This window comes from Ensifer sp. Root1252 (genome assembly GCF_001425885.1).
GTDB lineage: Bacteria > Pseudomonadota > Alphaproteobacteria > Rhizobiales > Rhizobiaceae > Ensifer > Ensifer canadensis.
Window position 1 is genome coordinate 587,380 of sequence record NZ_LMDT01000023.1, and the last position, 13,816, is coordinate 601,195.

General features: G+C 58.8%; 14 protein-coding genes and 1 pseudogene. 7 read left to right on the forward strand and 8 right to left on the reverse strand.

All coding sequences use genetic code 11. The features are described from left to right. Positions 1-39 precede the first annotated feature (39 nt). From ASD02_RS23835 to ASD02_RS23845, 3 genes are all read left to right on the forward strand, one after another. Complete coding sequence (locus tag ASD02_RS23835; protein WP_057221188.1) at positions 40-684, forward strand: TetR family transcriptional regulator C-terminal domain-containing protein; 645 nt, start codon at positions 40-42, stop codon at positions 682-684. Positions 685-935: 251 nt separating this feature from the next. Then, the gene (locus ASD02_RS23840; protein WP_199197070.1) at positions 936-2,495 is read left to right on the forward strand and encodes a hypothetical protein; all 1,560 of its coding nucleotides are present in this window, start codon (positions 936-938) and stop codon (positions 2,493-2,495) included. Between the two features lie 87 nt (positions 2,496-2,582). Beyond that, positions 2,583-2,774, forward strand: a complete 192-nt coding sequence (locus tag ASD02_RS23845; protein ID WP_057206910.1) for a DUF6494 family protein — start codon at positions 2,583-2,585, stop codon at positions 2,772-2,774. A gap of 326 nt (positions 2,775-3,100) precedes the next feature. Here the strand turns inward: ASD02_RS23845 and ASD02_RS23850 are convergent, their stop codons facing one another. Next, entirely contained in the window at positions 3,101-3,526 is a 426-nt protein-coding gene (locus tag ASD02_RS23850) for a VOC family protein (protein ID WP_057221190.1), read from the reverse strand. A 313-nt stretch (positions 3,527-3,839) separates the two neighbouring features. Between ASD02_RS23850 and ASD02_RS23855 the strand changes: the two genes are divergently transcribed. The 3 genes from ASD02_RS23855 to ASD02_RS23865 all read left to right on the forward strand — a co-directional run bounded on the left by ASD02_RS23855 (position 3,840) and on the right by ASD02_RS23865 (position 6,289). Then, positions 3,840-4,241, forward strand: a complete 402-nt coding sequence (locus ASD02_RS23855; protein ID WP_057221191.1) for a cupin domain-containing protein — start codon at positions 3,840-3,842, stop codon at positions 4,239-4,241. 46 nt (positions 4,242-4,287) lie between these two features. Then, positions 4,288-5,607 carry an epoxide hydrolase gene (locus ASD02_RS23860; RefSeq protein ID WP_057221192.1) on the forward strand — a complete coding sequence of 440 codons (1,320 nt, stop codon included), beginning with the start codon at positions 4,288-4,290 and terminating at the stop codon, positions 5,605-5,607. Positions 5,608-5,875: 268 nt separating this feature from the next. Then, on the forward strand, positions 5,876-6,289 hold the full coding sequence (locus ASD02_RS23865) for a pyridoxamine 5'-phosphate oxidase family protein (RefSeq protein ID WP_244494273.1): 414 nt from the start codon (positions 5,876-5,878) through the stop codon (positions 6,287-6,289). A 39-nt stretch (positions 6,290-6,328) separates the two neighbouring features. On the opposite strand, the pseudogene ASD02_RS38490 reads toward ASD02_RS23865, so the two are convergent. The 4 genes and pseudogenes from ASD02_RS38490 to ASD02_RS23880 all read right to left on the reverse strand — a co-directional run. Continuing rightward, positions 6,329-6,573: pseudogene (locus ASD02_RS38490) on the reverse strand (transposase domain-containing protein); the annotation flags it as partial. Positions 6,574-6,655: 82 nt separating this feature from the next. Then, on the reverse strand, positions 6,656-7,117 hold the full coding sequence (locus ASD02_RS23870; protein ID WP_063978361.1) for a hypothetical protein: 462 nt from the start codon (positions 7,115-7,117) through the stop codon (positions 6,656-6,658). A gap of 147 nt (positions 7,118-7,264) precedes the next feature. Beyond that, complete coding sequence (locus tag ASD02_RS23875; protein WP_057206899.1) at positions 7,265-8,848, reverse strand: DHA2 family efflux MFS transporter permease subunit; 1,584 nt, start codon at positions 8,846-8,848, stop codon at positions 7,265-7,267. A 25-nt stretch (positions 8,849-8,873) separates the two neighbouring features. Then, positions 8,874-10,076, reverse strand: a complete 1,203-nt coding sequence (locus tag ASD02_RS23880) for an HlyD family secretion protein (RefSeq protein ID WP_057206897.1) — start codon at positions 10,074-10,076, stop codon at positions 8,874-8,876. A 113-nt stretch (positions 10,077-10,189) separates the two neighbouring features. On the opposite strand from ASD02_RS23880, the gene ASD02_RS23885 reads away from it, so the two are divergent. After that, positions 10,190-10,846, forward strand: a complete 657-nt coding sequence (locus tag ASD02_RS23885) for a TetR/AcrR family transcriptional regulator (protein WP_057206895.1) — start codon at positions 10,190-10,192, stop codon at positions 10,844-10,846. Positions 10,847-11,134: 288 nt separating this feature from the next. Here the strand turns inward: ASD02_RS23885 and ASD02_RS23890 are convergent, their stop codons facing one another. From ASD02_RS23890 to ASD02_RS23900, 3 genes are read right to left on the reverse strand one after another with little or no spacing between them, the layout of a single operon-like run. Beyond that, complete coding sequence (locus tag ASD02_RS23890; protein ID WP_057221193.1) at positions 11,135-11,809, reverse strand: hypothetical protein; 675 nt, start codon at positions 11,807-11,809, stop codon at positions 11,135-11,137. A gap of 16 nt (positions 11,810-11,825) precedes the next feature. Beyond that, positions 11,826-13,010: a hypothetical protein gene (locus ASD02_RS23895; RefSeq protein WP_057221194.1), complete on the reverse strand. Its 1,185-nt coding sequence runs from the start codon at positions 13,008-13,010 to the stop codon at positions 11,826-11,828. A 35-nt stretch (positions 13,011-13,045) separates the two neighbouring features. Next, positions 13,046-13,813: a TfuA-like protein gene (locus ASD02_RS23900; RefSeq protein WP_057221195.1), complete on the reverse strand. Its 768-nt coding sequence runs from the start codon at positions 13,811-13,813 to the stop codon at positions 13,046-13,048. Positions 13,814-13,816 lie beyond the last annotated feature (3 nt).

Below are 13,816 nucleotides of genomic sequence, written 5' to 3' on the forward strand. Positions count from 1 at the left end.
GTCTGGTAGGGAGCGGCGGCGAGATGGAGGCGAGATCGCATGGCAAGGGCAGCACGAGATCCGGAGGAGCGTATCCGCGCACGCAATATGCGCCTCATCATCAAGGCCGGGATCGAGATATTCGCGCGTAAGGGCTTCGACGGCACACGCATCGCCGAGATCGCCGAGGCCTCGGGCCTGCCCAAGGCCAACGTCTATTACTACTTCTCCTCCAAGGAGGAGATCTACAAGGCCATCGTTACACACCTAATCGCCAGCTGGGACGACGCGCTGAAATACATCTCGCCCGAGCGCGAGCCAGCTGACGCCTTCCGCCTCTACATCAAGGCCAAGCTCGATTACACGCGTAAGAACACTGCGGAATCCCGGCTCTTTGCCAGCGAGATCATCCAGGGCGCTCGGTTTCTGAAGAAGAAGGATCGCGACCACATGCGCCAGGTCACGGATGCGCACGTGGCAGTCGTCGAGGGATGGATTGCGGCAGGAAAGATGCTTCCGGTCGATCCGCGCCACCTGTTCATCATGCTTTGGGCATCAACCCAATTCTACGCGGATTTCGAGCCCATCGCAGCCGACGGACTGAAGAAGGCGCGTTTGAAGGCAGAGGATTATGACACGGCGGCGACGACGATTACCGAGACGATCCTCAAGGGCATTCTTCCGGCCCCGGCGCAACGTTCATGAATAGATCTAACATGAGCGGGCCTCAAACTTGATTGCTCTCGAAAGAATTCAAAACCGTCGGCACCCGCCATGTCACGCTACGGACATTAGTAGTTTGCGAGCTTCTTGCCGGTTGATCATGCGGCGTAGATATCAAATTATCCGGCAAGGCTTTGAAAGCGACGAGGGCCGATTGCTTGATTGTTTTTTCTCCAACGCTTCCCGGAAACGGCAAAATAACGGGTGTGTTCGTTAGCCCGGATAGCCATATCTTGGCCATCGCGAGCTTGTTTCCGCTGCTTACAATTCAGCCAGGGCGTGCCGCCTATACCGGGCAAAGGTTGCGCCATCGGCTGGCCCTCTACCATCGCGGCGAGCGGCGGCCCTTTGCGGCCTTCGATATGCTGCGGCTCCCCATCAACGACATCAGCTTTCATCCGCACGAACCGGTCATCGCGATTGCGGCAGGCAGCTACGATGGCGGCTGGTTTTTTGAAGGCGAGCTGGTCGCTTGGAACTGGTCATCTGATCGGTCTTGGCCGCTGGCCGGGGGTCTCCCCGAGATTGAGCGCTGCAGCTTCAATGTCGCTGGCGATCGGCTCGATCTGCTGGTCAGGCCTTGGGACGAGGAGTGGGGCAGCGAAGAAAGTGAGGAAGATCCGTTTGACCGGCTCTACCCGGTGAACGTTGCTTACGAGGGGGCAGTCGGCAGTATCGCTGTCGAGATCGATCCGGCGACATGGATCGCGCGTCAGATGATCGATAGGCAGATGTCCGATCAAGATCGGCAATCGGCGATGGAACGGCAGCTGGCCATTTGGTTCGGCACCGATCGACTGGTGCAGCGAGGCGCAATCTGGGACGTCGCTTGGCTGGACAGCGGCCGGCTCGCCGCCGTCCATGACCTCTGCCTGCTCGAAATTTATGACCTGGAGAACGGCAGCGTCGTCTGCTTCTCCGGTGAGGGGTATGGCGCGCGCATCCTGCGATCGTCGCCGCCGATTGTCCAGATCGGACCGCCTGCCTCAGCGCTTGGCGAAGCACCGCGCTCGCGACTGCAGGTGCTCCGTGACGGGCACCTCGCGGAATTTGGTGCGTTCGAGGGCGTCTATACCTTTGTCTCCTCCCGCGACGGCCGGGTTCTGGGACGGCGCGACAGACATCCGGCGGGCTTTGGCCAAGCCGATGTTCTGATCGATATCGGCACCGGACAGGCCCGGTTTGCCGACCTCGGCCATTATGACTGTTTCAATCATCATATCGGCATCGATGGCGCGCCAGATCTCTACCTGCTCCAAGGCACGCCACCGACCTCACACAAGAAGAAGCGTCTCTGCCGCGTGCGACCGGACGGCACCGTCGAGGACTTGTGGCCGCTCCTGCCTGCCGACGGCAGCCATGCCAGCCATGCCATGGAATGCATCGGCTGCTACGTCGAGGACGACGCCGGTCGTAGCATCGTCGTGGCCGGCCGGCACTATCACCCGGATCCGCGTCAGGGCCATCATGGCTTCATCTACCGAAAGGCGATCGAGCGACCGGGCCGTGAGATTTGGCGTCACACCACCACGGCGGCCGCCAGCGCCGTGGTTCATGTTGCGCCAATCGGACTGGTTGTTGCGGCGCTGCTCGACGGCACGATCCTCGTGCTCGACGCGGCAGCCGGCACTGTCGTGGCGAAGGCGCGTGCCGCCGTCGACGGAGTTGCCACGGTCATCTATGCGATGGATGCTTCAGACGCCTCGCTGGCTGTCGGAACGTTCGACGGATGCATCGCCGTCATGGCGCTCGACGAGCTGTCGGCCGATGGCGACATCCTGGAACTGGCCTGAGTCGTCCACCCTGCGCACCTCACGATCCTGCTTCCTTGACAACTCGCCTTCCCTTACAATCCCTTCCGTACACAGAGGAGTTCCGCCATGAGCGAAGACGCCTTCAACATATCGATCCGCAAGTTCTTGAAGGAAGTCGGCATCACCTCGCAGCGCAAGATCGAGGACACGGTGCGCGAAGGGCAGACCGGCGAAAAGACGCTGAAGGTCCGCATGACGCTGACGGCGGAAGGCACCGACCTCAACCACGTGGTAGATGGCGAGATCGAGCTTCCGTAAAACGCATCAAGCTTTCTACCGTGCGACGTCGCACCCCACTAATGTAATTTCGGATCATGGTCTCCACTCATTGCACATCCGCATGGCAGTGGCCTTGCATGTGCCGGGCGGGCGCGAGTGTTCGCGACCTTTTCTGGTCAGGCCGGCCGTCTTGTTGATATGTCCGACCTTACAACAAAAAGATGCCTCCCAATTGAGCGGCGCCTGAACGGATGCCGGGCGTCGGATACGCCGGGCGTGACACCGTTTGGGTTCAAGAGTGGGCCGCGGCCACTGGATCATCGCTCTGAAAATCCGGTGGCCCGGTCAACGGTGATGCCCGACGATCAAGCCTCGTCAGGTCCATTTCTGTACACGAGGAACTTGTTGCCTTCAGGGTCGCGAAAATATGCGCAGTACGGGCCGTCGGCGTGTTCCCCTCTCGGACCGGGAGCGCCCTCGTCAGAGCCGCCAGCCGCCAACGCAACCGCATGGACCTCGTGAACCTGAGCACGGGACCGAGCTTCGAAGGCGACCATCCCGCCATTGCCGACGTTTGCGGGCGCGCCGTTGAAGGGGCTGATCACGCCGAATTCGAGCGCCTGGTGCCCGTAATAGACAGCCCTTCCGGGCTGCACCAGAACGCGGCCGATACCGAATACGCCGAGCAGCTTGTCATAGAAAGCCGCTGCAGCATCCAGGTCATTGGTGCCTACGGTCGAGTGACCCGGCAGCCCGCGGGGCTTGTCGGGCTGAGCTGTGATATCGTTCATTACGATCTTCCTCTTATGTTGCGCGCGGCCAGGGTGGTGACACCATCCTCAGCTACCAGAGGAGATCTGCGCGTTTCTTGTGTATCGCATTTTTCACAAATGCAGCCGGTGTGTTTCGAACTGTGTCAAACTGCCGGGCGGATACATCCTCATACAACTGCCCTTAGGAGCGATACGGACCCGGGACGTGAGCGGCGATACATGCCGTTACAAACGGCCCGTCGGGCGGACACATCGTCAATACACGAACGCACTCAAATGGTGCCGCTGGCCTCAATGACGAAGGCTCGAACAATGCGGAAAGGAAGACCAGATGAAAATGTCTCATGTCATGGCGGGTGCGCTGCTGATCGTTGGAAGTGGATTGGCGCCACTTGCGGCCAACGCACAGCAACCGGGAATTCAGCGCACCGACCTTGTGCAGCACGATCTCAGCATACCCGCGCACGAAACCGTTCAGGCACGCGTCGAGTTCGGGCCCGGCGCAATCTCCATCAAGCACTCTCATCCGGGCGAAGAGGTGGCCTATGTCCTCGAAGGCTCGCTGGAATACCAGCTCGAGGATAGAGCGCCGGTTACCCTTCATGCCGGAGAGGCCCTGTTCATTCCGGCCGGGGTGGCTCATCTCGCGAAGAATGTCGGCAGCGGCAAGGCATCGGAGCTCGCGACCTACATCGTCGAGAAAGGAACCCCGCTTGTCGTCGCGGTCAAGTGAGCGTTTCGACATGGATCCTCGAAAGCAGAGAGAAGGAAGTGTGAAAATGACCGCTGAGAAAACCGCCAACGCTTTTGCGCTGTCGCGCCGGGCTCTGCTCTTAAATGGAGCGGTGGCGGCAGCCCTTGCGGTGTCTCGCCCTGCCAGCGCTGTCGCCCAAGCGAACACCACGACGCCTTTGGAGGCCGGCGAAGTTCGCCCCTTCCGCGTTGATGTCCCGGCGGCAGAGCTCGTCGATCTCAGACAGCGCCTTGCCGCGACACGCTGGCCAGACCCTGAAACGGTCGATGACCGCTCCCAGGGCGTACAACTGGCGAAGCTTCAGGCGCTGGTGCGCTACTGGGAGACTGACTACGATTGGCGCAAGGCAGAGGCGAAGCTTAATGCCTTGCCGCAGTTTCTGACTGATATCGACGGCCTCGACATTCACTTCATCCATGTGCGCTCGCGTCATGCGAACGCATTGCCGCTTATCATGACCCACGGCTGGCCCGGTTCCGTTTTCGAACTGTTGCAAGTCATTGGCCCGCTGACCGATCCCACGGCGCATGGAGGGACGGCGGAAGATGCTTTCCATGTCGTGCTTCCGTCCATTCCAGGGTTCGGCTTTTCGGAAAAGCCCAAAGGTACCGGCTGGAACCCGGATCGCGTCGCTCGCGCCTGGGACGCCCTGATGAAGCGCCTCGGATATGGAAACTACGTGTCACAGGGCGGCGATTGGGGCGCCATCATTTCCGATGCGATGGGCCGTCAGGCTCCTGCGGGTCTGCTCGGCATTCATGTGAACAGGATTGAGCGCTCGACCACCATCCCGCCGGAAGTTGCACGGGCGTTGAGAAGTGGTGATCCTGCACCGGCGAATTTGACCGCCGAGGAACGGGCAGTTTTTGACCAGGCCAGGGAGTTCCTCAGCAAGGGCTTTGGCTATGCGGCAATCATGGGAACGCGTCCACAAACCGTCGGGTATGGCCTTGCCGACTCGCCGGTTGGACTGGCAGCATGGTTCTATGACAAGCTCGCCGACTGGGTGTTCACACGCGATGAACCGGAACGCGCGTTGGGCCGCGACGAGATCCTTGACAACATCACGCTTTATTGGCTGACGAACACCGCGACCTCGAGCGGCCGGATCTATTGGGAAAGCAGCGCCGGCAACAGCAAGTTGGCTCCTATTGCGATCCCGGCGGCCGTGACGATATTCCCGGGAGAGGTTTACAAGCCGCCGAAGGACTGGGTGGCACGAGCATACCACAACCTGATCTACTACAACCGAGTGAACAAGGGTGGACACTTCGCAGCCTGGGAAGAACCGGAGCTTTTCAGCGCCGAGTTGCGCGCCGCTTTCCGGCCATTGCGCCGGCTCTAGCGCGTCGATTTGGAAAAAAGCGCACGAGCCGGTGAATACGGCGACCTCCGCTGTCATCTTCACGCAGGCGGCCTTCGAGCGCAAATCCGAGAAGACCTATCCGATCTCGCGAAGGATTTGGAAACGGCCATCGAGATTGTCCAGGTTGAGGAGGGAGCCGATGTCGCACCTTGCCCCCCTCCGGCGCTATGTCAGGCTTCAGGCGTGAGGATGCCGCGAATTCGCATCCTCTCGATACCCTCTACGTTACCTCGGGGGGACTTCAGCCATGGACAACGCGCAAGGCAAGAAAGTCATCTTGGAATTCTTGCGCCAGCACACCCTTGCGGTGATCGCAACATCTCATGCAGACGGCAAGCCTGAAGCTGCGGCCATTGACTTTTCGGTGCGTGACAACCTCGAAATCGTGTTCGATACCTCCGAGCAGACCCGCAAGTTCGAGAACCTGTCAGATAGAACAAGCGTCGCACTTGTCGTCGGCTGGGACAAGAATATCACGGTTCAATATGAGGGCGACGCCATGAAGGTTTCCGCCTCCGAAATGCAGGAATACCAGAAAGCGCATCTTGAAAGCGTTCCAGTTGAGAGAGAGAGTTTGTCGAGAATGGTGCCGTCTTGTTTAAGGTCGTCCCTCGGTGGATGCGATATTCCGATTTCACCAAGGACCCTGTCGAACGTCTAGAGGTCCGCTTTTAGTGCCACGCGAGCGTGCGCTGACCAACTATCTGCGGAAGAAATCCAGTACGCGGTGCCAGACGTAGCATACGCGGTATCCCGATCGCACCTTGATCGGATAATTCCACCACAGGATGTCGCCGATGTTGCTGCTTGTGGCCCGTTGACGATAACGGTGAGCGTGCTGGTCAAGTAGGTCAAGGGATCGATGGCGTTGAGCTTGCAGGCCTCAATGAGGGAGGCGATAGTGGCTCAGCTTTCGGCCCCGGCGTCGTGCCCCGCGAAGAGTGCGGTCTAGCGCCATCGTCCGTTCATTCTGCCCATGTCGGCGATCACCGGTTTTGGCTGTCAGACAGCCAGGCGGATTTCCAGATTACTGCACCCGGTTCGGGCATAACGCCTTGTACTGGTCCAAGGCTACATCGTAGCCGGAGGCGCTCGAGCCGTCCAACGGCTCCCCGCCGCCTGCCTCGACCAGTAGGTATTCGGTGCTCATCCCGGTCGGATCATAGTCCGGGTTCGACCCTTTGAACTGGTAGCCTTGTCCATTGAGCGTGATGAACGTGCCGGTTTTGCAGTTGGCCGAGATTTCCGTCAGCAGCTCCACCTTCAGTTCGTCCGCGATGCACTTCGGCGTTACCTTCTGCACGTACTCCCGGCAAAAGGCGGTGGCATTCTCCCGCGTGTGTTTCGTGAATATTTTGGCGTGAGTCGTCCCGATGTTCGACTTCTTCACCACCGTCACCTCCATGCCGGCACGCGAGCCGTAATAGAGCGTCTCCGCCTTTGCCGCGCTCATGGCGAGCAACAGCCCGATCGTCGTGGCAATACGCATCATTTCCCCTGTGTAATTCCGCGTTGGAGCAACATACCACGATCAACCCTCCGTTGCGTACCTTCCACTTGTGCAGCGCGAAGCCCCTTGGGGCTCGGCGCTGGCAACATGACCGCTATCTTCAGAAAGATGGTTTTTGCGAGGGGCTCAATGAGCACCGGCGCCGCCTCCTGCGCCCGGCTTTTGGGTCAGCAACAAAGCAACCGCAGCGATTGCCAGCACGACCCCGATGACAGCGAAGGTGTCGCTGAAACCCAGAATGAGCGCCTGGCGTCGAACGACTTGGCCCAGAGCCGCGATCGCCTTGTGACTGGCAAGAACCGGGTCGGAAACGCCGTGCGCCATAAAGTAACTGGCAGTCTGGGAGAGACGGTCGCGGACCTCCTCCCGGGCAAGGGTCACCGACTGGCCGATGATGTTCGAATGGAACTGCTCGCGCTTCGTAAGGATCGTGCCGAGCGATGCCGTGCCGATGGCGCCGCCGAGGTTGCGCAGCATGTTGGACAGCCCAGAGGCCGCAGCGGCGTCGGACGGAGCAATACCAGCCGTGGTGATGGCGGTGATCGGCGTCAGCACCAGCGCCTGTCCGATCGCACGCACGATGTTGGGGATCCAGAACTGATCGCCGGCACTGTCCGCCGAAAGGGTAATGTTCATGAAGCAGCTGATTGCAAAGATCGAGATGCCGAGGAAACCGATGTAACGGACGTCGAACCGTTTCATCAGGACAGGGACGAGCGGAATGAGCAACAACTGCGGCAAACCCGTCCAAGCCAGGACGTTGCCGATCTGCTCGGCGTTGTATCGCTGCACCTGGCCCAAATATTGCGGCAGAATATAAACGCTTCCGAAAAGCGCGACACCGACGAGCATATTGACGGCAACGCCGATCCCGAAATTGCGCTGTGTCAGCAGACGCAGGTTCACCAGCGGCTTCTTCACGGTGAGTTCAATCCAGATGAAAGCGGCCAGGAAAACGAAGGCGATGATGCTGAGCTTGACGATGAATGGAGAGGAGAACCAATCCTCCTTGTTGCCTTCCTCAAGCACGGTCTGAAAAGCGGCGAGCCCGACGGTCATCGCAATGATTCCTGCCCAGTCACCTTCCTTCAAGAGGTGGAGCTGCATCGGCTGCTTGTCGAGCGTCAGGGCAAGGGCAACGACCATGAGGGCGCTCGGTACGGCGTTGATGAAAAAGATAGACTGCCAACCGTAGTTTTCGGTCAGATAGCCGCCGATCGTCGGGCCGATCGCCGGGGCAAACGTGACCGACAGAGCAAAGAATGCCAGGCCGAGCGGCTGCTGCGTCTTCGGAAGCTTGGTCAGCACCATGGTAAACGCCATGGGGATCAGAACGCCACCGGCAAAGCCCTGCAACCCGCGCAGAAGGATCATCGTTCCGAGGTCGTGAGCAAAGGCACAGGCAATCGAAAACAACGGGAAGAGAACGGAGTTTACCAGAATGTATCGGCGGAACGAGAAGACGCTGCTAAAATAGGCCGTCAAGGGAATGACGACGATTTCGCCGATCAGGTAGGAGGTGGAGATCCAGGCGCCATTGTCGATGCCGGTACCAATGCCGCCCTCGATATCGAGCAATGAGGCATTGGTAATCTGGATGTTGAGAATGGCCATGAACGCGCCAATCATGCCGGCGAGTACGGCGATCCAATCTCTGGTGCTGGCCCGCGGCGGCGAGGCGACTGTGGTGGTTGAAATTTCGGAGGACATGGCTGCAATCTCCTCACCTTTGCCATCAGACCCGGTTGCCCTGAGCGGCAGCTTTGGTGTCGATACTCGGCTGCACCGACATGCCGGGGCGAAGATCGCCGGTAGCGGCGCTTTTACCGTCAAGAATGATTTTGACCGGGATCCGTTGGACGACCTTTGTGAAGTTGCCCGTGGCGTTATCAGGCGGAAGCAGGGCGAACTCCTGGCCACTTGCCGGCGCGATGCTGTCGACACGGCCATGATAGGTGCGGCCGGGGAACATATCGACTTCGAGATCGACAGTTTGACCGGCATGCACGTCGGTCAACTGTGTTTCCTTGTAATTGGCGATCACATAGACCGCCGTGATTGGCACGATCGACATCAGCTGCGTGCCGGCCTGAACATATTGGCCGACCCTTAGCGTGCGGTTGCCCACCGAGCCGTCAACAGGCGCGAGGATGGTCGCATAGGAAAGATCGAGTTCGGCCTGGCGTTGAAGGGCCAGGCCACGGGCAAGAGCGGCCTTTGCCTGGGCAACCTCGGCGTTCAAAAGATCAACCTGTTTGATCGCGGCGTCGAGAACGGCGCTGTCGCGCGCGACGGCGGCCCTGGCTACCCCGATCTGCGAGGCTGCCTGCTCAGCGGTCCGCACGGGGCCATATCCTGTGGTCGCAAGATTCGAATAGCGCTTGTCATTCTGTTGCGCGAAGGTCTCGTTGGCCTTGTCGACGTCGACGGTCGCGCGTGCTGCGGCGATCGTCGATTGCTGGATGTCGAGGGCGGCTTCCTTGGCAGAAAGCGTAGCCTCGGCGGCAGCGACATCAGCCTTCGCCTGGTCGAGCGCGGATCTGAAATCGCGATCGTCGATTCTTGCAAGCGGTTGACCAGCGATGACCGTTTGGTTGTCGCTGACAAGCACTTCGATAATATGGCCGGACACCTTCGGAGCGATCGTGCTGGAGTCGGCCTTCACATAGGCGTCATCCGTTGACACGTGGAAGCGGCCAACCGTCCAATAGTCATGGCCGAAATAGGCTGCGGCGGCAATCAACGCGAGCGCAGTTGCCCCGATGAGCACAGAGCGGCCCGAGCGTTTGCCGGCCGTCCTTGCTTCAGCGCCCAACCCGGCCAGCTCTGCGACGCGTTGCGGCTTGCCGGCATCGAGCGTTGCAGGCACCGTTTCCGCAACCGCATGAGCGGCGGCGGGGACGTTGTTATTCAGGGCATGCAGCTTATTGCTAGGCATTGTTATTCTCCGGAACAGGTCGCGAAGGCTACGGCCTCTGGTTAATTGGAAATTTGATATTTTCCAAAATACGCGCTATAAAATCGAAGTCAACGGAAATTTGGAAACTCACGATGGTCCAAAATCACAAAATTGAGAAGAGATCGCGAGGCCGGCCCCAGGTGCGGTGCGACGAGGACACCAGGAATGTCATCATCGAGGCCGCAAACAAGCAGTTCCACGAGAACGGATACGCAGCAGCCAGCATTGCGGCGATCGCGCAAGAGGCGGGCGTCTCGACCAAAACGCTCTACAGGCTTTTCCCGACGAAGGCCGACGTCTTTTCGGACCTGATTTCCGATCGTATCGCCCGCTTCCTGCTGGCGCTGGATGTGAGCACGCTTGCAACGACGGACCTGCGACAGGGTCTCGAGCGAATGCTGACGGCCTATGGCATGCTGACGCTCTCCGACGATACCATCACCATCACGCGCCTTGTCATCGGCGAGTCCGACCGCTTCCCGGAGATCGCAACCTCATTTTATGAGCAGGCGATCGTCAAGACCAACAACTTGATGGAGGATTGGTTGCGCAAGCAGGCCGATCGCGGCGCCCTTACGCTTGCAGATCCGCACGCAGCTTGCGGGATGCTTCGCGGGATGATGGTCATGGAACCCCAGCGGGCCGCCATGCTGCGTCAGAAACCGGCGCCCCGTATCGAAGAGATTGCCGCGCGCGCGCGGATGTGCGCGGATTTGTTTCTAAGGGGCACTGCGACCGCTCGATCTTGACGGCATCTTACCGGCGTTGCACTCCCACGATCCGGTCGAGCCGAAATCGTTGTCCCAGGACTCCAGCATGGCGGGCCAGGTGCAAGAGCCGGCATCGAACTGATCCATCGTGAGAGCAGCCAATGCCAGCCGCACCCATGCCAACCAACGGCTTGCAATTGGGCGCAACGAATTTTGCGCGAGGCATTCCATCACGCTGAATTTATCCCGCCCAATCGGCCTTGCAGCGGCGTCGAGCCGCACACATACAAAGTGGTGTCTCCATCCTTGTAGGGGCTCCGCCGCCAATTAATAGTCCCGTTGCCGTTGTGGAGCCAACGCCATCGTCTGCGCATAGGCGAGCGGCGAGCGGTTGCCCGGCAGGTTTTCGTCCAGCACCAGCGTTTTGAGATCGTCGGCGCGGATGTCGAGAGATATGGCACGTTCGAGCTTGTCGATCGACCAAACGGCGTAACCGAATTTCGGGTCAAATCCACAATCGCAGCCGCAATCGCCTTTGGCGATTTTCGTCGGTCTTTCAGATAGGCACATGATCTGCGGTTTTGGCAGCTTGTAGCAATGCCCCTCATACGCATAACCATAAATCACGCCAATGCTATTTATATAATCTACATCACCACTCAAACTAACAGGAAGGAAACTATAAGATTTTCCGTCAAATACGGCTATTGTTACTCCATCACCGACCACCCCGGAGCTTTTCATTATATACTCAATAATCTGCTCAATTAGTCTTGCTATATCATCACTTATTGACGTATCGCCAATACTTCTTATCTTGCCATCTATTTCAGATAGCATTCCTCTTATATTTTCATCTTTACTTTGTTTATCATAAAATTTCGCCGGTCGTCCATATAATCTAATATCTCCTGGGCGGTAGGCCTTATATTCAATTATATCTTTTAGATCTTCCAGGTCTTTTGCATCTCCAACAACAGGATTAACATAGCAATCACTCATCTTTCCCTCCTATGGCTCACCTTGAACCGATGATTTCACGCCACGCAAAATTCTCTTCCAGCAGTTCGGCAACCGCCCCGTCCGCTGCGGCAATGACGGCGTTTGCCGCTTGGTCAAGGCGCAGCGTGTTCGGATCAAGCGTTCTCAATGCGGTAGCAAGCGCCGCGCCCACAGCGTCGCGTGCAGCGGTCAGTGCCAGCTTGAAATACAGCGGCTTGATGCTGAATGCGTCCGCCGTCGCCTGACGAAACGTATCGAATTCGTCCCGCGCCAGTTCCCGGATATCAACAACCAGAAGCCGGCTGTCGGCGCAGCCATTTGCAACCAGGTCCCGATGGTAAATCGCAACGATACTATCGAAGATGGCGCCGACGAACGGCAGCGCGCGGTCGTGCACTTCGTGGGTCACTGCGGACATTTGCCGGAAATTGGTCGCCAGGCGGATCTGCCTCTCGGGGCTGGTTTCCGCAAAGCGGTTCAGTTCGTTGTAGAGCAGCAGATTGCCTCTCGTTCGCCGCAGAAGCCGGTCAATCGCAGAATCGAAATGCAGGAACGAGATCAGCGAAACACAGTCGGAAAAAGCTTCGGAGAACGAAAAGAAGTCGCCGTCGGGCGATATCGCGGTTGGCACGTCTGTCTCCGACAGCATTATGAGGTGCCCGACTTCGTGCGCGATCGTGTCAAAATTCAACGCATAGGGTCGCAGTACGCCGTCGACGTCGGACCAGCCGAGTTCCAGAAAGCCATAGCCCGCCTGCGCATTGTCCCAATCGACAAATGGAACGATTTCAAGCCTCGGAAAAGTTTGATCGAAGAACCAATCGATCGGCCGCCCGAGATAACTCTGCCAGATGTCGAGAACGAAACGTACGCAGGCGTAGGCGTGGACGGCGAGAAATGGCCGGGAGGTCGGATCGATGTTGTCGAAGTGACGGTCCGGCCCCGGCCTCACCGGCGCACGCCTTGCCCCGTCGAATGGCGGCAAACCCGCTAGACCGTAGGGCTGCTTCTCATAGAGCGGATCAGCGACATACATGGAAAGGTCGCTGGGGCCCTCGCCGATTTCGTCACGCGGTATCGACAGCCACACACGATCGGGCTGTTCGTATCCGGGAATGAAAGGCGGCTGGGGATAAATCCAGAAACGCGTGCCGAGGCGCGCATTTGCAGCGTCGAGGGCATCGTCCCGAAGCAGACGCATCGCACAATTGCCCCCCTCGATTGAAAATCCGGCAATTAAGGATTCAATTTATAAGTGTTTACTAATTTTGAGTCAATGCCGCCCGCCTCAAGGTCTCGAACAAAGGTGTTCGTGGCAACCCACGAGGTGCTTACACGCGCCGCATCTCGTTTCACCGCGATGGCTCGCGCGCTTCGCAGCGCCAGTAGCGCGTCCAGTCTTTTTTGTCTCACCATCTCATTCCGCAGCTCTTTGAGCCTCTCCGCCTGACACCCCGCAGCACGCAAGATCGCTTCCAACTTACGCTCTCGAAAGTTCATGTTTCGCGCGATTGTTGTCAGCAAATCGCGCTCGGCAGCCGTTATGAAATTCCCGCGCATCAAGCTGGCGAACGTCCGCTGCAGATCTACCAATGAGTCCGTCAATGGAAGGAAGCCAAGCTCCGGCGGCCCCGAATGAACGGCGACCGCATCATCGGGAGCGAGCCGCCAACGCCGATACCACCTGTAGATCAGGCCCACGCCGATCATTCCGAATTCGTCGAGTTCCGCCGCTCTGAGTGCGCCCATGCTCGCAGCGCCGATCACGACGATCCCCTGCGCCATCGCCCAGAGGATTTCCTTGTGTCGGACAGCCGGCCTGTCTTCGAATTGGCCGTCGATCAAGACCATTGCACGCGGGCGGAATGCGTGGGCGGCGAGCAGAATGTCGCCTTGCGCGACGGGCTGCAGGTAGATGGCGTCGAGAACTGGTTCCGCCTCGGCCAACCGAAGAGTCGGACCAAGAAACACCAGGATCGGACTTTCCTCGCTCGCATCGACCATCTG